The organism is Oceanobacillus indicireducens (assembly GCF_014647195.1).
Lineage (GTDB): Bacteria > Bacillota > Bacilli > Bacillales > Amphibacillaceae > Oceanobacillus > Oceanobacillus indicireducens.
Genome location: NZ_BMOS01000001.1, coordinates 228,463 through 253,242, shown reverse-complemented (window position 1 = coordinate 253,242; position 24,780 = coordinate 228,463). Strand labels below are relative to the sequence as shown.

The 24,780-nt window shown below is 40.3% G+C and carries 29 protein-coding genes and 1 pseudogene; 4 read left to right on the top strand and 26 right to left on the bottom strand.

Annotated elements, in window-relative coordinates:
- Window positions 1-305: 305 nt before the first annotated feature.
- The 15 genes from IEX94_RS01235 to smc form a co-directional block, all read right to left on the bottom strand.
- Complete coding sequence (locus IEX94_RS01235; RefSeq protein WP_156855469.1) at window positions 306-581, bottom strand: EscU/YscU/HrcU family type III secretion system export apparatus switch protein; 276 nt, start codon at window positions 579-581, stop codon at window positions 306-308.
- On the bottom strand, window positions 578-2,365 hold the full coding sequence (locus IEX94_RS01230; RefSeq protein ID WP_188855705.1) for a TP0910 N-terminal domain-containing protein: 1,788 nt from the start codon (window positions 2,363-2,365) through the stop codon (window positions 578-580). The genes IEX94_RS01235 and IEX94_RS01230 overlap by 4 nt, the downstream gene beginning before the upstream one ends.
- 316 nt (window positions 2,366-2,681) lie before the next feature.
- Entirely contained in the window at window positions 2,682-3,455 is a 774-nt protein-coding gene (gene rnhB / locus IEX94_RS01225) for a ribonuclease HII (RefSeq protein ID WP_188855704.1), read from the bottom strand.
- Window positions 3,456-3,480: 25 nt separating this feature from the next.
- Window positions 3,481-4,344, bottom strand: coding sequence for a ribosome biogenesis GTPase YlqF (gene ylqF, locus IEX94_RS01220; protein WP_188855703.1), 864 nt, complete (start codon window positions 4,342-4,344; stop codon window positions 3,481-3,483).
- 9 nt (window positions 4,345-4,353) lie between these two features.
- Window positions 4,354-4,917: a signal peptidase I gene (lepB, locus tag IEX94_RS01215; RefSeq protein WP_188855702.1), complete on the bottom strand. Its 564-nt coding sequence runs from the start codon at window positions 4,915-4,917 to the stop codon at window positions 4,354-4,356.
- Between the two features lie 146 nt (window positions 4,918-5,063).
- Window positions 5,064-5,408, bottom strand: a complete 345-nt coding sequence (gene rplS, locus IEX94_RS01210) for a 50S ribosomal protein L19 (RefSeq protein ID WP_156855474.1) — start codon at window positions 5,406-5,408, stop codon at window positions 5,064-5,066.
- A gap of 176 nt (window positions 5,409-5,584) precedes the next feature.
- On the bottom strand, window positions 5,585-6,328 hold the full coding sequence (trmD, locus tag IEX94_RS01205; protein ID WP_188855701.1) for a tRNA (guanosine(37)-N1)-methyltransferase TrmD: 744 nt from the start codon (window positions 6,326-6,328) through the stop codon (window positions 5,585-5,587).
- Window positions 6,328-6,840 carry a ribosome maturation factor RimM gene (rimM, locus tag IEX94_RS01200; RefSeq protein WP_188855700.1) on the bottom strand — a complete coding sequence of 171 codons (513 nt, stop codon included), beginning with the start codon at window positions 6,838-6,840 and terminating at the stop codon, window positions 6,328-6,330. The genes trmD and rimM overlap by 1 nt, the downstream gene beginning before the upstream one ends.
- Window positions 6,841-6,852: 12 nt before the next feature.
- On the bottom strand, window positions 6,853-7,242 hold the full coding sequence (locus IEX94_RS01195) for a YlqD family protein (RefSeq protein WP_156855477.1): 390 nt from the start codon (window positions 7,240-7,242) through the stop codon (window positions 6,853-6,855).
- 124 nt (window positions 7,243-7,366) lie between these two features.
- Entirely contained in the window at window positions 7,367-7,594 is a 228-nt protein-coding gene (locus IEX94_RS01190) for a KH domain-containing protein (RefSeq protein WP_156855478.1), read from the bottom strand.
- Between the two features lie 9 nt (window positions 7,595-7,603).
- Complete coding sequence (gene rpsP / locus IEX94_RS01185; protein ID WP_156855479.1) at window positions 7,604-7,879, bottom strand: 30S ribosomal protein S16; 276 nt, start codon at window positions 7,877-7,879, stop codon at window positions 7,604-7,606.
- 103 nt (window positions 7,880-7,982) lie between these two features.
- Window positions 7,983-9,332 carry a signal recognition particle protein gene (gene ffh / locus IEX94_RS01180; RefSeq protein WP_188855699.1) on the bottom strand — a complete coding sequence of 450 codons (1,350 nt, stop codon included), beginning with the start codon at window positions 9,330-9,332 and terminating at the stop codon, window positions 7,983-7,985.
- A 13-nt stretch (window positions 9,333-9,345) separates the two neighbouring features.
- Entirely contained in the window at window positions 9,346-9,663 is a 318-nt protein-coding gene (locus tag IEX94_RS01175) for a putative DNA-binding protein (protein WP_188855698.1), read from the bottom strand.
- Window positions 9,664-9,740: 77 nt separating this feature from the next.
- On the bottom strand, window positions 9,741-10,742 hold the full coding sequence (gene ftsY, locus IEX94_RS01170) for a signal recognition particle-docking protein FtsY (protein WP_188855697.1): 1,002 nt from the start codon (window positions 10,740-10,742) through the stop codon (window positions 9,741-9,743).
- A gap of 15 nt (window positions 10,743-10,757) precedes the next feature.
- Complete coding sequence (smc, locus tag IEX94_RS01165; RefSeq protein WP_188855696.1) at window positions 10,758-14,324, bottom strand: chromosome segregation protein SMC; 3,567 nt, start codon at window positions 14,322-14,324, stop codon at window positions 10,758-10,760.
- A gap of 224 nt (window positions 14,325-14,548) precedes the next feature.
- Here smc and IEX94_RS01160 point away from each other — a divergent pair, with 224 nt between their 5' ends.
- Window positions 14,549-14,773 (top strand): DUF1128 family protein, encoded by a 225-nt coding sequence (locus tag IEX94_RS01160; RefSeq protein ID WP_188855695.1) that lies wholly within the window; start codon window positions 14,549-14,551, stop codon window positions 14,771-14,773.
- A 22-nt stretch (window positions 14,774-14,795) separates the two neighbouring features.
- Here the strand turns inward: IEX94_RS01160 and rnc are convergent, their stop codons facing one another.
- The 7 genes and pseudogenes from rnc to IEX94_RS20375 form a co-directional block, all read right to left on the bottom strand.
- A complete protein-coding gene (gene rnc / locus IEX94_RS01155; protein ID WP_188855694.1) occupies window positions 14,796-15,488 on the bottom strand; it encodes a ribonuclease III in 693 nt (230 codons plus the stop codon).
- An 82-nt stretch (window positions 15,489-15,570) separates the two neighbouring features.
- Window positions 15,571-15,807, bottom strand: a complete 237-nt coding sequence (acpP, locus tag IEX94_RS01150; RefSeq protein ID WP_156855486.1) for an acyl carrier protein — start codon at window positions 15,805-15,807, stop codon at window positions 15,571-15,573.
- Window positions 15,808-15,956: 149 nt separating this feature from the next.
- Window positions 15,957-16,697: a 3-oxoacyl-[acyl-carrier-protein] reductase gene (gene fabG, locus IEX94_RS01145; protein WP_188855693.1), complete on the bottom strand. Its 741-nt coding sequence runs from the start codon at window positions 16,695-16,697 to the stop codon at window positions 15,957-15,959.
- On the bottom strand, window positions 16,698-17,636 hold the full coding sequence (gene fabD, locus IEX94_RS01140; RefSeq protein WP_188855692.1) for an ACP S-malonyltransferase: 939 nt from the start codon (window positions 17,634-17,636) through the stop codon (window positions 16,698-16,700). It abuts the gene before it with no gap.
- Window positions 17,637-17,641: 5 nt separating this feature from the next.
- Complete coding sequence (plsX, locus tag IEX94_RS01135; RefSeq protein ID WP_188855691.1) at window positions 17,642-18,637, bottom strand: phosphate acyltransferase PlsX; 996 nt, start codon at window positions 18,635-18,637, stop codon at window positions 17,642-17,644.
- Window position 18,638: 1 nt separating this feature from the next.
- Window positions 18,639-19,214 (bottom strand): transcription factor FapR, encoded by a 576-nt coding sequence (fapR, locus tag IEX94_RS01130; protein WP_188855690.1) that lies wholly within the window; start codon window positions 19,212-19,214, stop codon window positions 18,639-18,641.
- A gap of 302 nt (window positions 19,215-19,516) precedes the next feature.
- Window positions 19,517-19,759: pseudogene (locus IEX94_RS20375) on the bottom strand (DDE-type integrase/transposase/recombinase); the annotation flags it as partial.
- Between the two features lie 189 nt (window positions 19,760-19,948).
- Here IEX94_RS20375 and IEX94_RS01125 point away from each other — a divergent pair.
- Window positions 19,949-20,254 (top strand): hypothetical protein, encoded by a 306-nt coding sequence (locus IEX94_RS01125; RefSeq protein ID WP_188855689.1) that lies wholly within the window; start codon window positions 19,949-19,951, stop codon window positions 20,252-20,254.
- Between the two features lie 196 nt (window positions 20,255-20,450).
- Window positions 20,451-20,876: a ferritin-like domain-containing protein gene (locus tag IEX94_RS01120; protein ID WP_188855688.1), complete on the top strand. Its 426-nt coding sequence runs from the start codon at window positions 20,451-20,453 to the stop codon at window positions 20,874-20,876.
- Here the strand turns inward: IEX94_RS01120 and IEX94_RS01115 are convergent.
- Window positions 20,860-20,997 carry a hypothetical protein gene (locus tag IEX94_RS01115; protein WP_188855687.1) on the bottom strand — a complete coding sequence of 46 codons (138 nt, stop codon included), beginning with the start codon at window positions 20,995-20,997 and terminating at the stop codon, window positions 20,860-20,862. The two genes, IEX94_RS01120 and IEX94_RS01115, sit on opposite strands and share 17 nt — an antisense overlap.
- A 15-nt stretch (window positions 20,998-21,012) precedes the next feature.
- On the opposite strand from IEX94_RS01115, the gene IEX94_RS20205 reads away from it, so the two are divergent.
- Window positions 21,013-21,345, top strand: a complete 333-nt coding sequence (locus IEX94_RS20205; RefSeq protein WP_188855771.1) for a tyrosine-type recombinase/integrase — start codon at window positions 21,013-21,015, stop codon at window positions 21,343-21,345.
- 136 nt (window positions 21,346-21,481) lie between these two features.
- Here IEX94_RS20205 and recG read toward each other — a convergent pair whose 3' ends face one another.
- The 3 genes from recG to IEX94_RS19580 form a co-directional block, all read right to left on the bottom strand.
- Window positions 21,482-23,515 carry an ATP-dependent DNA helicase RecG gene (gene recG / locus IEX94_RS01105; RefSeq protein ID WP_188855686.1) on the bottom strand — a complete coding sequence of 678 codons (2,034 nt, stop codon included), beginning with the start codon at window positions 23,513-23,515 and terminating at the stop codon, window positions 21,482-21,484.
- A gap of 14 nt (window positions 23,516-23,529) precedes the next feature.
- Window positions 23,530-24,405, bottom strand: a complete 876-nt coding sequence (gene sdaAA, locus IEX94_RS01100) for an L-serine ammonia-lyase, iron-sulfur-dependent, subunit alpha (RefSeq protein ID WP_188855685.1) — start codon at window positions 24,403-24,405, stop codon at window positions 23,530-23,532.
- 19 nt (window positions 24,406-24,424) lie between these two features.
- A partial coding sequence (locus tag IEX94_RS19580) for an ACT domain-containing protein (RefSeq protein ID WP_229782518.1) occupies window positions 24,425-24,780 on the bottom strand: 356 nt, incomplete at its 5' end.

Below are 24,780 nucleotides of genomic sequence, written 5' to 3'. Positions count from 1 at the left end.
CACGTATTAACGGTCTGTAATATCCCCTGGCTAAACGTAAGGGAAACCAAATATGTGAAGGACGGGGATATACAGCCCGTAAATGCCTGATTCTGTTCAACTAACATTCAGTGGGGAGGTAAGGAATTCCCCACTGAATGAAGTTTCACTTTATCACGTATTAACGGTCTGTAATATCCCCCTCATCTAAACATAAGGGAAACTCAAAATGTCAAGGTGGGGATATACAGCCCGTAAATGCCTGATTCTGTTCAACTAACATTCAATGGGGAGGTAAAGAATTCCCCACTGAATGAAGTTTCACTTTACGATTTATCAGCATATTCGCGATCTGCTTGATAAATAAATGCAAATACTTCCGCGACAACTTGATAAAGTTCTTCAGGTATCACTTCATTTACATTTAATTCAGCTAATAACTCTACAAGACTCTCATCCTCGACAATTGGTACATTATGCTCTTCCGCAAGTTTTATAATTTCTTCGGCTACATAACCTTTCCCTGCAGCACTGACAATAGGAGCGTTGTGCTTATCCTGTTTATAACTCAATGAAACCGCTCTTCTACGCTTTTCAGTCATATGCGAAAATCAACTCCCTGTCTGCTATCTGACAATTTCTCATCCATAATAGCTGGTAGGTTCTCTTTTTCTTCCAGCTTTTTAAAAGTAATAGATGTCAAACGGTAATTTAAGTTTGCTAGATTTTCACCAAGCTTATCTTTAAATAAGTTGGCAATCCCCGGGATGCCTCGTGTATTATTAAAGACCGTCAATGAAACCGACCGTTGCTGAATATTTACATCAATAACTGTTTCTTTAAGATTTCCGAGTTCCAAGTAAAAAAGGATACGACAATAATCAGGATCGATTTTGTCCTCATCATTTTTCTTTCCTTCCAGTTCAATCATCAAATCTTTAACAAGTCCGAGACGTTCAGCCGGCACTTGTAACATCGCCTGGATATTCGTCGGTGTCTCATTCACACTCTGCAATTGCAAGCCTTGAATCAAGTGCAGTAATTTAGTCTGATGCTGGGATCCCGAATTATCTTCACTTGACGCAAGCTGGAGAAGCAGCCCTTTTAATGTATCGTTTAGATTTCCTGGCTCTTTCTCTGTTACTAATCGATTCTCATAGTTTAACCCGAGCATGGTAATGGACTGGCGGACTTGTTCAAGGAATCTTTCCTTAGGCGCGAGGTTAAGAAATTCCACAGAATCTTTAGCTTGTTTACTGAGCGAAGTTAATAAAGATAAATTTTCTTTGCTTCCGAGCGACTGAATTCCCCGAAATACTGCTAGAACGTCTTTTTCCGTCCCTCCCGCCAGTTGCCGGTTTAATAAAGGGGAAAATGTCTCATTTATGTCTTGTCGAACTTCAGAAATTAATTCTCTCGGCATCGTATTCCCGGATGCCTGCAATAATTTTAATTGCGGTTCCCAGCGATTTAAAAACTGTTGTACTGCACCAAGGAATCGATTTCTTTCCCCAGCCAAACGGTTAAATAACTGAAAGACTTCTTCTTCATTTATCCGGAACGGAAGACTTGGGCTCGTTTGCCCTTTTTCTAGCGAACTAGCCCGCATGTTTAGGAAGTTATTCCATTCCTTAACCCAATCGGCAAAATCGACTTTTGGTGAAATTACACCTAACCCTTGTAAAGTGCGGAATAACGTTTGGTTATCCGCAGAATTCTGATTGTTTATTTCCTTCATTAATGCTTCATGAAAGGGAAGTGGAGCCTCAGTTAATCTTATAATGTTTCCCTCTATACGTTGCGCGATATCAGTTCTTAAGGTGGATGACAAATTGTTAGCCTGTTGTAATACAACATTCAGTTGCTCTGAGACCGTCACAGTTTTACTTGTAACGAACGACTGGAGAATTGTTTCAGTCATTGGCAATTTTTTTGCGAGCATTTCCACTAATGCAGCTGTTGCATGGGTTTTATTTTTTTCACCCTTTAAGAGTTCTATTGCTTGTTGAAATTCATTTTTATCAAAAGGAACCGAATAGCGCATAAGAAGCTGCAATAATTGCAGATTGTGCTTAGTCGTTTTTATTCCCAATTGCCTTAAAAGCTTGGACAAATCAACTTTATCATCCCTTTTTAACTGTTCGCCAAGTACACGCAGCTGGAGCGAGCCAGCGGTGGAAGCCACCTGAAAATGATAGCTTCCACCAAGCTCTAAACCAACTTGTAAACTTGCAATCAAACGATTTCCACCAAGTCTAATTTCCGCTTTATTTTCAGGATAAAGTTTCAATACTTCACCTTGGATGATTTGCCCAGGACGAAGGGATTGTCGCTCAGTGCGGTTAAGCCCTAATGTATTTGAATTTAGTATTTGCGACAATTGCATTGGAGAAACCTCCTTTTTAACCGATAAAGTGAAACTTCATTCAGTGGGGAATCTTTCCCCCCACTGAATGTTAGTTGAACAGAATCAGGAATTTACGGACTGTTTATCCCCGTCCTCCACATATTGGGTTTCCCTCATGTTTAGAGGAGGGGTATTACAGACCGTTAATACGTGGTAAAGTGAAACTTCATTCAGTGAGGGATCTTTTCCCCCCACTGAATGTTAGTTGAACAGAATCAGGGATTTACGGACTGTTTATCCCCGTCCTTCAATATTGGGTTTCTCTTATGTTTAGAAGTGGGGATAATACAGACCGTTAATACGTGATAAATTCACGGATTGGGGCAAAGGATTTCCGGTGATAGGGAGATATGCCGTATGATTGTAATCCTTCCAGATGTTTTTTCGTTCCATAACCCATATTAGAATTAAAGTCATACATTGGAAACTCATTATGTATTTCTTTCATCAGACGATCACGTGTAACTTTAGCAAGTATACTTGCAGCCGCGATTGAAACGCTTCTCGCATCCCCTTTAATAATAGCTTCACTCGACATCTTGAGTTCGGGTAACTGGACAGCATCAATTAATATATGGTTCGGCTGCTTCTCCAAACCTCGAACCGCTTCGTACATGGCGAGCTTAGTCGCCTCTAAAATGTTCATTTGATCGATTGTTTCATTGGAGATAACTGCAATATGATAGCTGATCGCCTGTTCTTTAATAATTGCATAAAAGTAATCACGATCTTTTTCCGAAAGTTGTTTTGAATCATTTAAACCGAGGAGCATAAAATCTTGTGGTAAGATGACGGATGCCGCAACGACTGGACCAGCAAGCGGTCCTCGGCCCGCTTCGTCGACTCCCGCGACAAGCTCTCGGCCGTTATTTCTTGCTTCATTTTCAAAATAACACATTTCTTTGAAGTCAGTGATTTGCTGTTGTTTCTTTTCCTGTAATTTTGCATGTTTTCGGACGAGTGCTTGGACTCCTTTTCTATCATCCTGCTTTAACTGTTCGACTATTTCTTCCGTTATTTCCCCATTTTCAAACAGCTGTCTTATAACAGCTATTGATTTCTCTCTCATACTTACACCTTATTTCTATCCATCATTATTCTTCCATACTTACGTCATCCGGATCTTCCAATGAAATTCTCCCTATTCTACCACTGCGCAGGTCACGTAGTACTAATTCCGATACTTTATCAAAATCAACTTCGCCCCCGCTTTCCAGTGCACCGCGCTTTTTACCGATACGCTCAAATATTTCAACCATGTCATCAAGGTCTGCTTCTACGCCATAACGTTCTAGTAACAAATCAGGGTACTTTCGTTGTAAAAATTTAATAACAAAGACGACGATGTCCTGTAAGGAAATCACTTGGTCTTTTATTGTGCCGATTGAGGCAAGCCGATAGCCGACAACTTGATCTTCAAATTTCGGCCACAAAATTCCAGGTGTATCAAGTAACTCGAAATCCTTCTTAATCTTTATCCAGAGCTGTTGTTTCGTAATGCCGGGCCGGTCCCCTGTCTTAGCCGCCTTTCTGTTCGCCAGGCGGTTAATTAACGTCGATTTGCCGACATTTGGGATACCCAATATCATAGCCCTATGCGGTCGGGCTTTCATTCCCTTTGCCACAAGCTGATCTATTTTCTTTTTTCCGAGTTGTTTCGCAAGCTGAACGACTTGTTTCATATCATCTCTATTACTAGCATCTACAGCGACCGCAGGAATGTTTCTTTCTTTATAATAAGTAAGCCATGCTGCAGTAACGTTAGGATCTGCGAGATCTCGCTTCATAAGCACAACCATTTTATCCTTATTCTGCACGATTTGGTGCAACATCGGATTTTCTGATGATAAGGGGGCCCTTGCATCGAGCAACTCTATAACGAAGTCAACAAGTTTTAAATTCCCTTCAACTTCGCGTCTTGCCTTTGCCATATGGCCTGGAAACCACTGTACTTGCATGGCGATCACCTACTCTCCTACAAATTGAATTCGATCAAACGGCCAGTAAATCAAACTGGTTTTCCCTACAATTTGATCCATTGAAATTAGTCCAATCATGCGACTATCGGTGGAATTTCCTCGATTATCTCCAAGCACCAATACATGCCCTTCCGGTATAACCTCGTAATTGCCTGGGATTTCCTCCAAAGAGAAATCATTACGGACAGAGTCGAAGGTGTTTGCATCGCTGTCGTTTTCTGGTAAAAAGTTCTCCTCCACAGGGTCTCCATCAATATACAGTACATCATCAATTACTGCTACATGTTCGCCTGGAAGACCTATGACTCTTTTAATGAAGTCCTTCTGTGAGGATGCGTGAAATACGACGATATCAAATCGTTCCGGATCATGAAAATAATAACTGAATTTGTTTACGATCATCTGATCTCGGTCATGTAATGTTGGTAGCATCGATGGACCATCTACAATGATTGGTGCGAATAAAAACATCCGCACAATAAAAGCGAGGCCAAGTGCTACCAATAATGCTTTCGTCCATTCTACCCATTCATTTTTCTTCTTCTTTGCCATCTGTTCTCCTCCGACACTCACATTTCCTTATCCTTATTAAGTTTGAACAATAAGTATGTTCATTATAACATTGAATAAGCGACTAGAGCATTAAAAAAGGAGCTTGAACATGTGCTCAAGCTCCTTTCTTTTTATTATTTCTGTAATTAGCGGCGTTCTTTAATACGCGCTGCTTTACCACGTAGATTACGTAGGTAGTATAACTTAGCACGGCGTACAGTACCTTTACGAGTTACTTCAATCTTGTCAACGCGCGGTGAATGTACTGGGAAAGTACGCTCAACACCTACACCGTAAGAGATCTTTCTTACTGTGAATGTTTCGCTGATACCACCGTTTTGACGTTTGATAACGACGCCTTCGAAAATCTGAATACGCTCACGTGTACCTTCAACAACTTTAACGTGAACTTTCACGGTATCTCCCGGACGGAATTCCGGACGATCTGTACGAAGCTGATCTTTTGTAATTTCTGCAATTAATTCTTGCATTTGCTTCACTCCTTCCAAACCAATGTTCATCATTCTCTAAAGGAACAGCGGAACATCGTTTATACGTGCATAAACACAACAACTAATATAGCATAAATCCGTATAGTATTCAACACATTTTCTAAAAACATTTGGATTCAGCTGTGAAGTTGTTCTACTGGGGGTCCGCAGTCTTGTTATTCTATTGATTTATTTTGTTTGATTTCGTCTAGAATCTGCTTTTCTTCTTCTGTAAAGGAATAGTTTTCTAGGAGGTCTGGGCGCCGTTCAAGAGTGCGGTTTAGGGACTCCGTTTTTCGCCATTTTGCAATTTTTGCATGATCTCCAGAAAGTAAAACATCGGGAACCGACATGTTGCGAAATGTCGCAGGTCTTGTGTAATGAGGATGTTCTAATAACCCTGTTGAAAATGAATCTTCAACTGCAGAGGATTCATTTCCAAGCACATCAGGCAAAAGACGAACGACACTGTCAACAATAACCATCGCCCCAAGCTCGCCACCAGTCAATACATAATCCCCAATAGAGATTTCATCTGTTGCAAGCCCTGTCCGAATTCTTTCATCATAGCCTTCATAATGTCCACAAATAAAGATAAGGTGTTCTTCCTTCGCCAGTTCTTCTGCTTTCTGTTGCGTATAACGTTCACCTTGGGGGCAGAGGAGCACAATTCGAGGCTTTGTAGCTTTGTCTTCCAGACATGCATCTACTGCATCAAATACTGGCTGCGGCGTAAGTACCATGCCAGCACCTCCGCCATAAGGGTAATCATCTACTTTACGATGTTTATTCGTCGTGTAATCTCGAAAGTTAACAAGATTATACGAAAATTTATTTTTTTCCTGGGCTTTTTTCAAGATGGATGATTGGAAGACCCCTTCCATCATTTCCGGGAATAATGTCAAAATATCGATATGCATTAATCAAGCAGTCCTTCCATCGGTTCAATAAAAATGCTTTTTTCTTGAACATCTACTCGTTTCACAACAGACTCAATATAAGGGATGTAGGCATCTTTCTTACCAGGGCGCTGTAAAACCCAGACATCGTTTGCGCCTGGTGCAAGTATTTCTTTAATTGTACCGAGCTTTTCATCAGCAGTCGTATATACAGTACACCCGATAATTTCATGATAATAATATTCATTTTCCTCAAGCTCTGTCTGCTGATCTTCATGGATCTGTAAATAATGTCCTTTATATTTTTCCACATCATTGATGTTATCCATACCTTCGAAAGTAATCAGATCGAATCCTTTATGTATCCGATGACTGGCAATAATGAGTGGAAGCGTCGTTTCTTTGTCCTTTATATAAACGGTTTCTCCAGTTCTAAACCGCTCTTCAAAATCAGTAATCCGCTTTATTTTCACTTCTCCTCGAACACCGTGTGTGTTGATGATTTTTCCAATATTAAACATTTTGTCAGCCATATCTGCACCTACCTACTCTTCTATTCGTACAACAATATTATCTTTTATAACTATTGCCTGTTGCTTCATTAATTCTTCCCAATTTGTCCCAATACCTACTTCAACAAGAGATTCAACTTCCCCTTCGACAATCTCACTTCCTAAATCTAAGACTTCGAGCTGCTCTTCCTTAAATTCAATTAGTTCGATTTTCTCTTTCCGTTTCTGAACTTCTTGATGGAATTTCCGCTCAACTTCTTGCTTATGAGCGCCTTTTTTATTAAGCATTTTTCGTTTCTCAAAAAGTAACTGTTGACACTCTTGTTCAAGTCGCATTTTCTGATCAAATAAATGAGCCTTTAATTTCTCTTTGCTCTTTTCGGTAATGATTTGTCTCACTTCAACTCTTTTAATAATTTTCACTGTTTTCCCTCACTTCCAGGAGTTTTACCAAATAATTTATGGATATTATTTTAAAAGAGGGTTAATCCGTGATCAGTTAGAATGTGCAAAAGGGAAAGAAGAACCACTGGTCCCTTTCCCTTTTTTACATGATATCCAAATAAATCCGCTTATTCTCTTCCGTTTTTGCTGCATAGACAACGGTTCGAATCGCTTTTGCAATACGTCCATTCTTGCCAATCACTTTGCCAACATCATCTTCATGTACTTTGAGATGATAAACGATCTTCGTTTCCTCTTCCCTTTCTGTAACGCTGATATCCTCTGGATAATCAACGAGGGAAGTGACAATAGTTTCGATTAGGGCTTTCATGGTATCACACTACTTTGCTTGGTTTTTTTGCTCGTGGAATTTTTGCATGATGCCTTCTGTTGAAAACAGATTGCGGACTGTATCACTTGGTTTAGCACCATTACCTAACCATTTAAGTGCTTTTTCTTCATCGATTTTAACTTCAACCGGGCTAACTACCGGGTTATATGTTCCGATTTGTTCGATTTGACGTCCATCACGTGGTGAGCGGGAATCTGCTACAACAATACGGTAAAATGGATTTCTTTTAGAACCCATACGTTTTAAACGAATTTTAACAGCCATTGATTGCACCTCCAATAATAGTTAATCACAATTTCAAATTCTAACAGAAAATATTTAGTCTGTAAAGGGTTTTTACATGACAATCAAAAATAATTTCGTTGTTTTACATAAATGGCAGTTTGAAGCCGCCACCTTTACCTTTTTTCCCTTTTTGCATATTAGTCATTTGCTTCATCATTTTCTTCATTTCATCAAATTGCTTGAGCAACCGGTTCACCTGGGAAACGGTTGTACCAGAACCTTTTGCAATTCGCTTCTTCCTACTGGCATTAATAATACCCGGTTCCTGACGCTCTTTTTTCGTCATGGATTTAGCGATTGCTTCAACCTGTGCGAGCTGTTTTTCATCAATTTGGGCGTTTTTCAACCCTTTCATCTTGCCAGCACCTGGCAGCATGCCTAATAGTTCGTCAAGTGGTCCCATTTGTTTTACTTGATCCATTTGTTCCAGGAAGTCGTCAAAGGTGAAAGACATGGAACGCATTTTCTCCTCTAACGCTTTCGCCTGTTTCTCATCAACATTCGTCTGGGCTTTCTCGATTAATGATAAGACGTCACCCATTCCGAGAATTCTAGAAGCCATTCGTTCAGGATGGAAAGGTTCAAGCTGATCAAGTTTTTCCCCCATACCCGCAAATTTAATCGGCTTATCGGTGACTGCTTTAATGGATAATGCAGCACCGCCTCGGGTATCCCCGTCGAGTTTCGTTAATACAACTCCGCTAATATCCAGCTGATCATTAAAGCTTTCTGCAACATTAACTGCATCTTGACCAGTCATGGCGTCAACAACAAGGAATATCTCATCTGGGTTTGCGATTTTCTTAATTTCCCCAAGTTCTGTCATTAATTCCGTGTCCACGTGTAAACGACCAGCCGTGTCAATAATGACATAGTCATGATGGTCTTCTTTCGCTTTTTCAATTGCCTGCTTGGCGATATCTACCGGATTTGCCTCTGTTCCTAGAGAGAAAACAGGCATATCCAATTGACTACCAAGGGTTTCCAGTTGCTTGATCGCAGCCGGTCGATAGACGTCACACGCTACAAGCATCGGCTTACGATTATAATTTTTCCGTAAGAGGTTGGCAAGCTTTCCTGTCGTTGTTGTTTTACCTGCACCTTGTAAACCAACCATCATAATAATAGTTGGCGGACGGTCAGCTACAGCAATTTTACTGTTTTCTCCACCCATTAATTCAGTTAATTCATCACGGACAATTTTAATAACTTGCTGTCCGGGTGTAAGACTTTCCATTACTTCCTGGCCAACTGCCCGTTCCTTGATACGATTGATTAAATCTTTAACAACCTTAAAGTTTACATCAGCCTCAAGAAGGGCGAGCCGGATTTCGCGGGACATTTCTTTAATATCCTGTTCAGAAACCTTGCCCTTTCCCGTTATCTTCTTGATCGTACTTTGCAGGCGTTCGGCTAAGCCTTCAAATGCCATAGAAGGTATCCTCCTAATCCAATTCTTTTAGTTTGTTGACTAACTGTTTTATTTCTTCATCGGATGCAATTTGTTCCAACTCGTTCATAATCTTCGTCCGCTTGCTGAACTTTTCATATAAATTCAGCTTTTCTTCATAGGATTCGAGCATTGCTTCCGTTCGTTTAATATTGTCATAAACTGCTTGACGTGATACGGAAAACACTTCCGAAATCTCACTTAGTGAAAGGTCTTCCAAATAATATAATTTCATATACTTTTTTTGTTTTGACGTTAAAAGATCTTGATAAAAATCAAACAAAAAATTAATGCGCATTGTTTTTTCCAGCAATGGCAACGCCCCTTGTTAAGTGAAATCTCTTTACAAGTAATCATAACGAATGGATTGCTTAACTGTCAAGAAACGTCCTATTTTTCCGCACTTTCTTCTAACATATCAGCAAATAGACCATAAACAAATAAGGAAGCATCAAATTCTTGTAAATCACCTATTTGTTCTCCTAGGCCGATATATTTAACTGGGATATTCAATTCATTTCGGATAGCAAGTACGATACCACCTTTTGCTGTACCGTCCAGCTTCGTCAAAACGATGCCAGATACATCTGTCGCACCTGAGAAAGTCTTCGCCTGGTTTAAGGCGTTCTGTCCTGTTGTTGCGTCAAGAACTAGCAATACTTCATGCGGCGCTCCAGGAACCTCCCTTTCAATAACGCGCTTGATCTTCTCTAATTCATTCATTAAATTAACTTTATTTTGCAGTCTGCCTGCGGTATCACATAGAAGTACATCCGCTTTACGCGATTTGGCAGCACGGATACCGTCATAGATCACAGCTGCTGGGTCACTACCGGCACTTTGCTTAATCACTTCAACATCAGCGCGCTTCCCCCACTCTTCTAGTTGTTCAATAGCTCCCGCACGGAATGTATCGCCTGCTGCCATCATTACTTTTTTCCCTTCTTGCTTCAACTGATGAGCAAGCTTACCGATAGAGGTCGTTTTCCCAACACCGTTTACTCCAACAACGAGAATGACGGTCATTTCATTTTCCTGGATATTCAGGCGCTCAATATCCTCGTCATCTTCCCCGTAATAGATTTCTACCAATTTTTCCGAAATAACATCTTTGATCTCTTTTGTATCTTTAATATTTTGACGTTTCACTTCCATCTTTAGTTCATCAACTAAATCCATCACTGTCGTGACACCTACGTCTGCAGCTATGAGAACTTCCTCCAACTCCTCGAAAAAATCTTCATCAACTTTACGGTAACGTGCTAGTAAATCATTAATCCTGCCAGAGAAAACTCCCTGGGTCTTCTTCATGCCTTCTTTATATTTCTCTTGAACTTGGTCAGCTTCTTCATCTTGTTTAAAACGTTTTTTAAATTTATCAAAAAAACTCATGTCCCTTTTTCCTCCTTATGATTCGACTAAATCAGCGGTCTCTTCCAGTTTTACGGAAACGAGACGGGATACTCCAGATTCTTGCATTGTCACACCATATAGCACATCTGCTTCTTCCATTGTGCCTTTCCGGTGGGTAATTACAATAAATTGTGTCTGTTCACTGTATAGTTTTACATATTTTGCAAAACGGGTTACATTCGCTTCATCCAGCGCCGCTTCCACCTCATCAAGAATACAGAAAGGGACAGGCCGGACTCTTAAAATGGCAAATAATAACGCAATTGCTGTCAGTGCCCGTTCTCCACCAGAAAGAAGTCCTAGGTGCTGAAGTTTCTTTCCAGGAGGTTGGGCAATGATTTCCACACCGGTTTCCAACATCTTATTCGGATCGGTTAGCTTCAATTCTGCTTTTCCGCCACCGAACAGCTCTTTAAACACCGTCTCGAACTCTTCTTTTATCGCCTGAAAAGTAGTTTCAAATCGTTCAATCATTTCTACATCAAGTTCTGCAATGACTTTGTATAGCGTAGTTTTCGCATCTATGAGATCAGTCTGTTGCTCGGTCAAGAAGGTGTATCTTTCATGGATTCGCTCGTATTCATCAATTGACCCGAGATTAACCGTACCTAAATTAGCAATCCGTTGTTTTAATTGCTCTACTTCCTGTTTCGATTGATGGATATCTGTTGATTTCTCAAAAGTTTGCTTGGCCTTCTCAAATGTTATCGTATATTCCGTCTGCAAATGATTTAATCGGTTCTCAAGCTCGACATCAAGACGGTTCATTTTCACTTCATGTTGTTGAATCGTTGCAAGCATTGCCTGACTACGTTTATTTTCTTCCCGCAGTTCCTTCTCTTCGTCACTAATCGTTTGTGTCCGATTGGCCCGATCGCTGCGTAGTTCCTGAATGGATGTTGTTAACGTATCCTTTGTTACCTTCTCTTCGGATATGGCTGCATCAATCGTTTCTTCCGTTTCTTCATTCTCAAGAATCGAATCAAGTTCTGATAATTTTTCGATATTCTCTTTCAACATAGCTGAAGTTGTTTGAACTTGTTCTTTCAAGCTCTTCACTTTATCTGATTGGTTACGGTAACGCTCTTCCTGTTTTGCAAGCAATAATTTTTGTTCATGATATTGGTTCTGCAGTAACTCCCTGTTTTCTTTAACAGCAGATTCTTCTTTGGTTAACTGTTCAATTTGTGCTTCTGCCTCTTTTAGCTTCACTTTCAAATCTGCCAACCGATCATCAAGTTCCGTTTTCCGTTGTTTCAGATACTCCGTGTCTTCTAGATATTGTTTCTCTTCCTGATCATAAAGGGAAAGACTGTCATTTAATGATTTCAATTGTAATTCTACTTCATGGAAAGAAGATTGCAAGGCTTGCAATTGCTGTTGTTCGGTCGACAATGTTTGTTCTTCAGACCGCAATTCCCGTTCTTTTTCTTCCGTGATTCTTTTTTGTTCTTCCACTCGTTTGGCAAAAGCTGCGGTTCGTGGTTCGTAGCTCGTTAATTTATCTCGTAACTCTTCCAGTTCCTTCTCTCTTGTAAATAAGGACTGGTTCTTTTGCCTGGTGGCTCCACCTGTCATTGCCCCACCCGGAGCGACAACGTCACCTTCGAGCGTTACAATCCGATATTTTCTGCCTGTTAGTCCAGCAATTTCATTTGCATCTTTCAGTGTCTCGGTAATGATGACATGTCCCATCAAGTGATTAACGGCACGCTGATAATTTGGCGTTGTCTCTACTAATTCAGCTGCAATACCGACGAATCCATGATGTTCTTTCATTCGCTCAACAAGCTGCCTTGGAACATACCTTTCTTGAATGGTTGTAAGTGGTAGAAACGTTGCTCTACCGTTATTTGTCTTCTTCAACCACGTAATTGCTGTTCGGGCAATTCTTTCATCTGGAACAACTATATGTTGTGCCTGGCCGCCAAGAACTGTTTCAATTGCAAGGATATAAGCTTTGGGAACTTCAATCAGCTCAATAACTGCTCCTTCAATCTGCTGTAATTCTCCCTTTTCCCTTGCCTTCAGAATTGCTTTTACACCGTGAAAGAAGCCTTGAAAATCTTCTTTCATTTCTTCAAGCATTTCTTTTTTAGATTTTAACTTTTCGATATATTGATAACCTTGATATAGCTTCTTCTGCATATCTTGAAATTGTCTGCGATTCGCTTCTACATCAATCTTAAGCTGTTTGATCTTCTGCTCGCTTGTCTCACAAATTTCCTGCTGCCGCTGCCGCTCTTTTTCTGCTTCCTCTCTTACTTGTTCAAGCTTCTTTCTTTCTTCGAGGGATGCTTTGAACCTTTCAGCTTGTCTTTGATTTTTATTATTATATTGTTCCGATTGTCTTTCAATCGACTGCAATTCATTGCGACTAGCAGCCTGTTCATTCAAAAGCTCGATATAGTCAGATTTTAATTCTTCAATTTGTTCTGCTATTGTTTCTTCGGTTCGACTCAATTTCGTTTCAAGATCTTTAATTGATTCTCTTATTTTTTCCTTTTCGGCTAAGAACGTTTTTCGTTTTTCTTCTTCTTCTTTTAACTGCTCTTCTGTATTTCTCAGCTGGGACTCTGTATATTTCTGGTCATCCAACAGTTTTTGTTTATTTTCTCCGTGATGCTTGCTGCGTTCGGAGAGGAGTTGCTTTTTCCCTTCCAATTTCTCCAGTTGTTCTGTCGATTGGAGCAGTTTCCCTTGCAGTTCCTCAATTCTTTCATCCAACTGCAAGTTCTGTTCTTTCTGTTCTTCAATCCATGCTTCTTTTTGTTGAATCTCCGCTTTTAATGCGATATGTTTCTCATTTTCTGTTCCAAGCTGTTGCTTGATCGTCTTCCACTGTTCATGGAGCGTTTCAATTTCTGCGATCAGCAAGGAAATTTCCTTCTCTTTCAATTGGTCCTTTAAAGCTAAGTACTGATTTGCAGTATTCTTTTGTTCCTCGAGTGGTCCGAGTTGTGATTCGATTTCATGAAGAATGTCTTCCACTCTGTTCAAGTTTTCTTGTGTTTCTGCAAGCTTATATTCTGATTTCTTCTTCCGCTGTTTATATTTTAAAACACCCGCAGCTTCTTCAAAAATCGTTCTTCTTTCTTCCGCTTTCGAACTAAGGATTTCTTCTACTTTCCCTTGACTGATAATGGAGAAAGCTTCTCTTCCTAATCCGGAGTCCATAAATAGATCGATAATATCTTTTAATCGGCAGGATTGTTTATTAATATAGAATTCACTTTCCCCAGAACGATAAACCCTTCTCGTTACACTGACTTCTTCATAGTCAAGGGGCAAGGCTTTATCTTTGTTATCCAATACAAGGGTCACTTCCGCAACATTTAATGCTTTACGGGTATCACTTCCTTGGAATATGATATCTTCCATTTTCGAACCGCGTAAAGATTTCACAGATTGCTCGCCCAACACCCAACGTATCGCGTCGGTTATATTACTTTTTCCACTACCATTTGGTCCGACTACTGCGGTTACACCTGGAACAAAGTCAATCGAAATTCGTTCCGCAAACGACTTAAAGCCGAGACTTTCCAATTTTTTTAAATACATATTCATTCTCCTACTATATAACAAGCAAATTTTAGGAAATCGCTTGTATATATAAGGTTTTTCAACTTATTCATTTTATCATAATCTACTTGTCAAAAGAAGTCTGGCATACATTTTCCAGCGTATACTATTCGTAATTTGCAACATTAAGATGGAATTGGTATATTTAAATGGATATTTTTATCCATCATACAGCTTCAGGCTATTATTTCGGGAGGGGTTTCATGTCTTTTGACGAGGTTAGTCAAGAAAACTTAGCGATAATGCTTCATGAGCTTGCAGATCATTTAAATGTTGCTAATCGTGCTCTATTTGATGCGGAAGATTATGATTTGGACAAATACGATGATTTGAAATTATTACACCAGGTCATTATCAACAAAGGCAAACTAAGCGCTTTAGAATCACAGGCATTTGTCGATGAATTAGCTGCCATTCGTAAAAAATAAATCAGTGGATTTTCCCACTGATTTATTTTTTCGGTTCATTTAGTTGATCCAACGCAAGTTTTGCGGCACGTTGTTCGGCTTCCTTTTTGGATCTGCCGAGTCCTTCGCCGATTGTTTTTCCATTGATACTTACGTGAACGAGAAATTCCCGATCATGTGAGGGTCCTTTTTCTTCTACAACTTCATAAGTCACCTTTTGGTTTTTATCCTGTTGCACAAATTCCTGAAGCTTGCTTTTATAATCCATCCCATGCGAAAAAGCGCCAATTTTTATTTTCGGAAAGACATGTTCTCCTAAAAACTCAAGAACTTTTTCATAACCTTGATCGAGATACAATGCACCTAAAAACGCTTCAAAGACGTCCGCTAATATGGCAGGACGATCTCTTCCACCCGTTTGCTCTTCGCCCCTGCCAAGCAGTAAATACTTTCCAAATTGTAAATCCCTTGCAAAGTTTTCTAAAGAAGGTTCACAAACAATAGATGCACGCAACTTCGACAATTCCCCCTCCGGCATCTGCTGGTAGGTGGAATAAAGATATTGGGAAACGCCCAACTCTAGTACCGCATCCCCAAGGAATTCCAATCTTTCATTGTCCGAAAACTCTTCTTGACGATGCTCATTCACATAGGATGAATGGGTAAATGCCTGATGTAACAATGATTTTTGTTTAAAATTAATCTGCAGCTGTTGTTCTAGTTCACTCAAATCCATACAGCTCACCTCTTCAAAATATATGAAGAGACCGGGATAAAACACTCATTGCATGTAAAATCCCAGCCTCTTCCCTCTTTTATTATTGAGAAACACTGTTGATATAATTTACAGCGTCACCCACTGTATTAATTTTCTCAGCTTCTTCATCAGCGATTTCCATGTCGAATTCGTCTTCAAGCTCCATTACAAGCTCAACTACGTCAAGGGAATCCGCTTCAAGGTCATCTTTAAATGACGCTTCCAACGTAACTTTTTCCTCTTCTACATCAAGACGATCAACAATGATTTCTTTTACACGCTCAAACACATCTGCCACACCGTTCACCTCCCTTCAATGTTAATAGCTACGTCCGATCTCTGCCCGGCAAAGACCAAATAAGTACAAACGCTCTTCGGTGAGGCGAGTAATCTCAGGGTCCCAGGCGCCTGCGAAACTTATTGCAATGACGCTACCACCTTTGTTTGTTACATCACCATTCCTCCATCAATATGTATCGTTTGTCCGGTGATATAGCTAGCGTCATCGGAGGCTAAGAAGCGCACAACTTTCGCGACATCTTCAGGTTCACCAAAGCGATCTAACGGGATCATCGATAGCATAGCTTCCTTTTGTTCATCATTTAGTTCATTAGTCATATCTGTTGAGATAAAGCCCGGCGCAACTGCATTCACTAAAATGTTCCGGGAAGCTAGTTCTTTTGCAGTTGTCTTCGTAAGCCCGATTACTCCTGCTTTTGCTGCTACGTAATTGGCTTGCCCTGGATTTCCGCTTACTCCGACAATCGACGCAACATTGACAATCCTACCCGCACGTTGCTTCATCATTTGCCTTGTTACGGCTTTCGTACAAAGGAAGACACCTTTTAAATTTGTGTTAATAACATCGTCAAATTCTTCTTCCTTCATACGCATCAATAAATTATCTCTCGTAACACCAGCATTATTCACTAGGACGTCCAAGCTGCCGAACTCATTAATTACTTCTTTTACCATTGCTTTTACGCTATCTTCGTCTGAAACGTTGGCTTGAATCGGGAACGATTGGACGCCATAGCTTTTAAGTTCTTCAGCTACTTCTCTTGCTTTCGCTTCACTTCCTGCATAGTTAACAGCAACATTGGCTCCTTGCCTTGCAAATTCAATTGCTATCGTTCTGCCGATACCTCTAGACGCACCAGTTACTAATACGCTCTTGCCCTTTAACATTTAAGCATCCTCCTTGTACCATTCTAAAAAGTCCTGTAATGATTTCGTATCTTGCACGGCAAATGTTTTCGTTTTTCGGTCGATTTTCCGAAGCAGGCCAGATAATACTTTACCGTTTCCTATTTCAACAAAAGCATCGATTTCTTTTGTCATCATAGCCCGAATGGATGCTTCAAATTGAACAGGGGAATAAAGCTGCTTGATGAGTAAGTCTTTAATTTCATCTTTTGCTGTAACCTGAGTAGCAGAGACATTTGCATAGACTGGAATGCTTGCATTGTTAATCTCAATCCCATCTAAGTAACTTGCAAATTCTTCGTTCGCAGTTTTCATTAGCCTGGAATGGAATGGTCCACTGACGTTAAGCGGAAGAACTCGTTTTGCACCTTTTTGTTTTAACTGTTCTGCAGCGATTTCAACGCCTTTTACAGAACCCGAAATAACAATTTGTCCAGGACAATTCAAGTTAGCAAGATCAACTACTTCCTCCTTAATTCCCCGTAAAACTTCTGTGATTTCTTCTTCAGAAAGTCCAAGGACTGCAGCCATCGTTCCTTGACCCTTTGGAAAAGCTCGCTCCATCAAGCGACCTCTTGTCGCAACAAGGGGGAGGGCGTCTTCAAAGGATATGGATCCGGAAGCCACTAATGCACTGTATTCACCGAGACTATGGCCGACTGTCATAATTGGTTGAATACCTTCTTTTAGCAAAACTTGCTCGATCGCTACACTCGTAAGCAGGAGTGCAGGTTGAGCATTTTCCGTTTCTGTTAGCGTTTCTTGAGGTCCGTTAAACATAATATCTGTAATATCTTTATTTAATAAATCATCCGCTCGGTGAAAGAATTCTTTCACTTCCGGATACGTATCATAAAATTCTTTCCCCATCCCAACAGCTTGGGAACCTTGCCCAGGGAACATAAATGCTACCCGTTTCATATCACTCACTCCTCTACATTCATTGTTTCTACCACTTCGCCTATCATTTCTGTTACATCATGGTCAACCATATGTTTCGCTTGACGTATTGCGTTAACAATCGCCCGGCTTTTTGATGAACCATGGGCTTTAATGACCGGTGCAGCAAGGCCGAAAAGACCAGCTCCGCCATATTCCGAGTAATCTAACCGGTTTTTTAGTGCTCCCAAGTCATTTTTCACAAGACCTGCAGCGAGTTTCGTTTTAAAAGAGGACATAAACGTTTCTTTGAGTAAGGTAAAAACAGTTTGTGCTGTCCCCTCGATTGTCTTTAACGCAACATTCCCGCTAAAACCATCCGTTACAACGACATCTGCTGCATGATCAAACAAATCACGAGCTTCGACATTTCCGATAAAATTAATTGGTGCTTCTCCCAGCAATTCAAAGGCTTTCTTCGTTAGTTCATTTCCTTTAGCGTCTTCGGTCCCGACGTTTAAAAGAGCTACAGTCGGATTTTTAATTCCTCTTACCTTTTCCGAATAGATCGATCCCATAATACCGTACTGCAGCAAATGGCTTGCTTTCGCTTCTACATTTGCCCCAACATCAAGAAACACGAAGCCTTGTCCATTAATAGTCGGAAGTGTTGGACTTAATGCCGGACGGGAAATCCCTGGAATCCGTCCAACGATAAAGAGACCGGCACTCATTAAGGCACCAGTATTTCCAGCAGAAATACAAGCATCCGCTCTTCCCTCTTTAACTTCTTTAGCCATCAATACAAGGGATGCATCCTTTTTACGACGAACGGCCCGTACCGGTTCATCTTCACTCGTAATTACTTCTTCTGTATGTATGATTGAGATGTTTTTTGAATCTGTTAAATACGTTTTGATTTTCGCCTCGTCACCTATTAATGTAATCGATAAGTCGTCAAACTCACGAATCGCGTCCATTGCACCTTCGACGATTTCTTTCGGTGCATGGTCACCACCCATTGCATCTATTGCTAATTTCATATTATTCGTCACCTGTTTCCTCATTGGATTGGAACATTTGAAAAGTACCTGTAAACACAACTTCCTGTTCTACATAACTTGTAACGTGAACAACTGTCAATCCTTTATCATTTTTTCCTTCGACCGTTGCTTTGGCAATAACCCGCTCACCTTCCTTTACTTGGCGGGTAAAGGTGATTTCCGATTTGGCAGTAAGTGCTAATTTCTCATTGATTACAGCTACCGCAAGTGAATTGGCTTGGGCGAATAAATGGTGCCCTCTAGCAATCTTGTTTCTTGAAAAGACAAGATCTTTTGAGATATCCAAAATAGAAATTGCTCGCTCATCCAGTTCTAAATCAATGATTTCACCAATCACTTCTTCAATTTGCAAAGCACGAATCGTTTCATTCCATTGGTCTTTCGCAACGGACTTAATTCGCTCACGCATTTCGGGAATACCGAGTTCCATCCGGTCTAACCGGATCGTTTGAATGCTTACATTAAATTCATTTGCCAATTGTTCATCTGTAATAAACGGAATTTCCTCGATTTTCTCTTTTAGAAGCTGCTGTCTTTCTGCTTTTGTTTTTTTCATTCTGCACCTTCCACACCGTACTTTATCGCAGTGTAACTGGCTGTAGGATTCCCACCTATCAAAAAAAGTAACTATTTAATTCTAAGTGTGAGAGCCTCTGCCAGTAGCTACTCGACTGGTTCAACTAATGTTCAATGGGGGAATGAAACGCCGACTAAATAGGAATTCCCTGTCGAAACCCCACTGGATGAAGTTTCACTTTAAGACTTGGTACTAATAGTAACACAAATGCTTATTAAAGGGTAGCATTTTTTTCACTAAAACTCAAGGACGACAGTGTTTAAGGAGATTGTTTTATAGAAGGTGCCTACTTGTGATCTGAATTCAGTTGTTGCCCAGTAATTGTCTTTGAACGTGCGATTGAGGCATTCAATAATTTGCTTTAAAAGGCGATACTCCTTTGGAACCGGATCTTCGTTGAGTAACCCAATCACTTTATGGATATCAAAATGAATGTCGTGCTTTACAAAGTAATGTTGTGCCAGAATGTAAATAGGATTGTCATCTACGGCAAACATCAAATTTTCAGGTATCTCCTTGAATTTTTGAAAATTAAAGTGTTACTATTTTGGAAACATGATAAAATTTAATATAGTACTATAGAAAGTAGTGAGTTCGAATGAGTATGGGACCTGAAGAAATTAAACAATTGGAAAGCTACTTCCAATTTATCATATCTGAGCCCAGAAAAGAGGAATAAACAACTAGATTAAATGCGTAGAGGAGGAGAACAAATGCAAGAAAATGGAATGGAATTGATACTAAAAGAACTAAAAGCCATGAACGAGAAAATCACAGCAATTGAAACGAATATGGCAACAAAGGAAGATCTAGAATCTATAAATCTAAAAATTGATTCTATTTCCAAACAAGTCGTAAAGAACGCTGAGGACATTTCAGTTATTAAAGACAATCAGGAGAAGGAAACTGAAAATTATACCGAAGCTTTGTCAGTACTGAATAATCTAGCAACTAAAGACGACCTTGACTACCTCGACAAAAAAGTCGGCGAACACGACGGAGAAATATTTAAAATTTAAAATAGAGCATAATATGACACAGGAATAATACAACGCGACTAAAACACACCAGGATAAGGTTTATTTTGGGAAACCACCTTAACCGCAGCCCTAGCACCCTTGGTATTAGAAATTATGCAACAAAGCTCTCACCTCAATAAGACAAGATACATATAATTGATCCACCCATATATTGATAAAAAGGAGTGATCACAAAGTGCAATATTACCTTAGGCAGTCTTCTGAAAATACGGAAATTGTCGATGAACTAACCAAAGCTATAAATGGTGAATATAGTGCAATTCACTGCTATGAGCAATTGGCAAATCAATCTCCGAATACTGAAATTAATAATCGCATTCTCGAAATAAGAAATGATGAAATTAGACACTACCAGACATTTTCCCACCTCTATGCATCTCTTACAGGAAATCAACCCTCTCCAAAACAAACAGAACAATGCGCTGCTGATTTTCGAAGTGGTATACTCGCATCTTTTAAAGATGAGCAAGAAACAGTTGACTTTTATTATGAGATAGCTAGAAAAACGAATAATCCAGTTATTAGAGAAGCATTTACTCAAGCTGCTGCCGATGAACAAAACCATGCAGTTTGGTTTTTGTATTTTATGAATCGCCATTGATTGGGTAGTTGCCGACTATTCTGTCGGCTTTTCTAATCTGCATTCTCTTCACTTCATCCGTGATTCGGTCTGCTTTCTCGTAGAATGGATGGTTGAAATGTTTTAGTAGGTTTTTGTCCATCTATCGCTTCCCTTCATTCTGGTTTCACCCTCTTCACTATCCTCTGTAAAGCATCTAGATGAAAATGATTTTGTCTTTATTTCATACCCCAGAGCAACTTCTGTTAGTCAAATGACCATTAATAACACTTTAAGTAAAGTGATTGAAAATACCGGTATTAAAAGAATAACAGCGCACGGGCTAAGACACACCCACGCTACTATTTTATTGAATAATAGAGTATCAATAGCAACGGTAGCAAAACGTCTTGGAAACACTGCCGAGGAAATAAATAGAATGTACGACCATTCAGATGAAGACGCCGATCAACAAGCAGTTCATACTTTTAGTTCAGTAGTAAATTCATAATTGGGGGTACTTTTGGGGGTGGTTAGAAAAACAACACCCTCAAATCCCTTGGTATCAAAGGATTTGAGGGGTTATAGGCATTACTATTAGTAATGCTTAATACGAAATCTAATTAAGGAAGCTATTCTATGAAAAATCAATCTAATTTCGTATGAAGGTCTGGATCTGTTGCGAGCAACTCCCGTAGTTTTCTGTATTCGTCATCTGTCTCAAGCAATTCCTGGTTGACAATATAAGTTGCATCATTTCTTGCCGTTTCAAGGGCCCGATAATCATGTACCATATCGGCCACTTTAAATTCTGGGATCCCACTTTGCTTTCTCCCGAAGAAGTCACCAGGACCCCGGAGCTGTAAGTCCCTTTCCGCCAATTCAAATCCATTATTTGTCTCTGTCATAATGCTCATTCTTTCCTTCCCCACATCATTCTTCGGTTCGGCAATCAAGATACAATAACTTTGCTTGTCGCCTCTTCCAACTCTCCCCCGCAACTGGTGGAGTTGCGCCAACCCGAACCGTTCAGCATCATAAATAACCATAATTGTGGCATTTGGAACATTCACTCCAACTTCAACAACGGTTGTTGAAACGAGAACTTGAATTTTGTTTTCAGCATACTCTTTCATAACCGCATCTTTTTCATCAGCCGGAAGACGGCCATGCATTAAGCCAACCTTTATTTCCGGTGGGAAAAACTCAACCAATTGATGATAAAGATCGACGGCATTCTGGATATCCAATTTATCGGATTCTTCGATGAGTGGGCTGATGAGATATGCCTGTTCGCCACTTTTCACATGTTTGATTATAAAATTCAAAATACGCTCAAACATATTTTCTTTTACCCAGAGGGTTTCTACTTTTTTTCTCCCAGCTGGCATCTCATTTATTTGGGACACATCCATATCACCAAAAGCCGTAATTGCTAGCGTACGGGGAATCGGAGTTGCCGTCATAAATAACACGTCAGGATGCAGTCCTTTATCCCTTAGCGTTCGTCGCTGCTCTACTCCGAATCGATGCTGTTCATCGACTATCACGAGACCGAGATCTTGGAACAGGACATCATCTTGAATCAATGCATGGGTACCTATGATTAAATCTACTTCCCCCGCTTCAAGTCCAGTTAATATCTCTCTACGCTCTTTCATTTTCACCGACCCTGTAAGAAGACGCACATTCGCAAGCTCCCCGAACAATTCTTGTAAGGATTGATAATGCTGTTCCGCAAGTATTTCCGTCGGGACCATTAATGCCCCTTGTTTTCCAGCTGTCAAAGAAGCATAAAGACAGATGGCTGCAACAGCAGTCTTCCCTGAACCTACATCACCCTGCAACAACCGATTCATCCGGTATGAAGAACGCATGTCTATGAGAATTTCTTCAAGTGAGGAATTTTGCGCACTTGTTAATTTGAAAGGGAATCGTTCGATAAAGCTGTTCACTTTTTCTTCATCGTATTCTTGTGCATTTCCTTCTGTTGCTTCTCGATGCTTCTTACGCAAAAGCTGCATTTTCAACTGGAAAAGTAAAAATTCCTCATAAATGTATCTTCTTCGTGCATGCTTCAGTTGAACACGATTTTGCGGGAAGTGCAGCATTTCTACTGCATCTTTCCGGGATGGTAGCTTATATGCTGTTAAATAGGATTCAGGAAGAATCTCTGTTATTTGGTCGCCATAATCTTCAAGCGCTTGAGAAATCACCTTTTTCAACCGGTAATTTGTTATGTCTCCTTTTACAGAATACATCGGTTGGATTTCTGTCGAATCTTCCTGGGCACCCTTGCGATAGTTACTGACGGTAATCTGTAGTCTATGGGCGTCCCATTTACCAGTAAGCGTAACAGTATCCCCCGCATTCAATTGTTTCTTCGCGAACGCGCGATTGAACATTACCGCTTTGATTGCAACATTCTCAACATCTACTGTTAAAACTAAACGCGACTTTTTTCTTCCATAAAAAGTAAGGGAAGGCTCGTATAAAATCCTTCCCACAATCGTTACTTTATCTTCATGGATTAGTTCGCTTAGCGGTAAAATTTCCAATACGTCATATTTATACGGCAAATAATGCAACAAATCTTCAATCGTATAAACATTCATTAGGTTTAAATCTTCGGCAAATTTTTCCCCGATTCCTTTTACATTTTTTACTGATTCGTTAAGCAAGACAATCACTCTTTCTAAACAGAAACACCAAATATTTTTTCCTTTAAAAGTCTTCCCGTTGGAGTATCAGCAAGACCTCCTTCCCCAGTCTCCCGGAGACTTGAGGGCATCTGTCTGCCAATCCGGTACATTGCACCAACTACTTCATCTGCTGGAATCCTGCTTGTTACACCAGCTAAAGCGAGATCAGCAGAAACAATCGCTTGAGAGGAACCTAGCGCATTCCGTTTTACGCAAGGCACTTCAACTAATCCAGCTACTGGGTCACAAACTAAACCGAGCATATTTTTTAATGTAATCGCAAAGGCATCAGCAGATTGTTGAGCGGTACCACCTGCCATTTCCACAATTGCAGCCGCTGCCATCGCGCCTGCTGAACCGACTTCGGCTTGACATCCACCAGCTGCACCTGAAATAAATGCATTGTTCGCTACAACAAAACCGAAGGCTCCTGCAGTGAATAAGTAACGGATCATTTGCTCACGGGTCGGGTTTAACTGGTTCTTTACCGCAAAAAGTGTCCCTGGTACACATCCGGCGCTCCCAGCTGTTGGTGTAGCACAAATAACCCCCATCGCAGCATTCACTTCATTCGTCCCCATCGCTTTACTGACTGCATCAAGCAAGATTGGTCCAGATAACGGTGTTTTCTCTTGCATATATTTCTGTACAAGCACTGCGTCTCCGCCTGTAAGCCCGGTTACAGACTGTACACCTTGTAATGCTCGTTCAATAGCATTTTCCATCACTTGCAAATTCTTTTCCATTTCTAAAACTATGTCTTCACGGCTACGCTCTTTAACATCCATTTCCTGAAGAATCATTACTTCCGAAATCGGTATGTCTTTTGTCTCTGCAATTTCCACCAATTCAGCAATTGTCCGAAACATGTGCATTCCCCTTTCGATTCTAACTTTCTATTTTCGAAATCTGGATAATATGTTCCCTAGATTGTAATTCATTTAATAGATCATCATCGACATTTTGATCGACTTCAATGACCATTAGCGCCTCTTTCCCGACATCTTTCCGGTTCACTTCCATATGTCCGATGTTAATTTCGTGTTTCGCCAATATTTCGGTTACCGATGCAATAGTCCCAAAGCGGTCGTTATGCATAATAAGAATCGCCGGATGGTTTCCTGAAAGCCTTAACTGGAATCCGTTCAATTCAGTAATTTCTACTTTTCCGCCACCAATTGAAATTCCGACCAGTTCTAACTTGTCTTTATCATCACCGACGAGGAGTCTCGCAGTATTCGGGT

Coding starts and splice junctions, on each gene's coding strand:
- rnhB (WP_188855704.1), bottom strand. CDS start 3,455: ATGAGAGAGAAATCAATAGCTGTTATAAGACAGCTGTTTGAAAATGGG.
- plsX (WP_188855691.1), bottom strand. CDS start 18,637: ATGAAATTAGCAATAGATGCAATGGGTGGTGACCATGCACCGAAAGAA.
- trmD (WP_188855701.1), bottom strand. CDS start 6,328: ATGCATATCGATATTTTGACATTATTCCCGGAAATGATGGAAGGGGTC.
- ffh (WP_188855699.1), bottom strand. CDS start 9,332: ATGGCATTTGAAGGCTTAGCCGAACGCCTGCAAAGTACGATCAAGAAG.
- IEX94_RS01115 (WP_188855687.1), bottom strand. CDS start 20,997: ATGGACAAAAACCTACTAAAACATTTCAACCATCCATTCTACGAGAAA.
- fabG (WP_188855693.1), bottom strand. CDS start 16,697: ATGTTAAAGGGCAAGAGCGTATTAGTAACTGGTGCGTCTAGAGGTATC.
- rpsP (WP_156855479.1), bottom strand. CDS start 7,879: ATGGCTGTTAAAATTCGTTTAAAACGTATGGGTTCTAAAAGAAATCCA.
- rimM (WP_188855700.1), bottom strand. CDS start 6,840: ATGGCTGACAAAATGTTTAATATTGGAAAAATCATCAACACACACGGT.
- IEX94_RS01160 (WP_188855695.1), top strand. CDS start 14,549: ATGTCTTTTGACGAGGTTAGTCAAGAAAACTTAGCGATAATGCTTCAT.
- lepB (WP_188855702.1), bottom strand. CDS start 4,917: ATGGCAAAGAAGAAGAAAAATGAATGGGTAGAATGGACGAAAGCATTA.
- ftsY (WP_188855697.1), bottom strand. CDS start 10,742: ATGAGTTTTTTTGATAAATTTAAAAAACGTTTTAAACAAGATGAAGAA.
- rnc (WP_188855694.1), bottom strand. CDS start 15,488: ATGGATTTGAGTGAACTAGAACAACAGCTGCAGATTAATTTTAAACAA.
- smc (WP_188855696.1), bottom strand. CDS start 14,324: ATGTATTTAAAAAAATTGGAAAGTCTCGGCTTTAAGTCGTTTGCGGAA.
- fabD (WP_188855692.1), bottom strand. CDS start 17,636: ATGAAACGGGTAGCATTTATGTTCCCTGGGCAAGGTTCCCAAGCTGTT.
- IEX94_RS01235 (WP_156855469.1), bottom strand. CDS start 581: ATGACTGAAAAGCGTAGAAGAGCGGTTTCATTGAGTTATAAACAGGAT.
- rplS (WP_156855474.1), bottom strand. CDS start 5,408: ATGCAAGAATTAATTGCAGAAATTACAAAAGATCAGCTTCGTACAGAT.
- IEX94_RS01125 (WP_188855689.1), top strand. CDS start 19,949: ATGCAAGAAAATGGAATGGAATTGATACTAAAAGAACTAAAAGCCATG.
- sdaAA (WP_188855685.1), bottom strand. CDS start 24,405: ATGTTTCGGACAATTGCTGAATTGGTGGAAATTGCAGAGACAAAAGAC.
- fapR (WP_188855690.1), bottom strand. CDS start 19,214: ATGAAAAAAACAAAAGCAGAAAGACAGCAGCTTCTAAAAGAGAAAATC.
- IEX94_RS01190 (WP_156855478.1), bottom strand. CDS start 7,594: ATGAAAGCCCTAATCGAAACTATTGTCACTTCCCTCGTTGATTATCCA.
- IEX94_RS01230 (WP_188855705.1), bottom strand. CDS start 2,365: ATGCAATTGTCGCAAATACTAAATTCAAATACATTAGGGCTTAACCGC.
- ylqF (WP_188855703.1), bottom strand. CDS start 4,344: ATGCAAGTACAGTGGTTTCCAGGCCATATGGCAAAGGCAAGACGCGAA.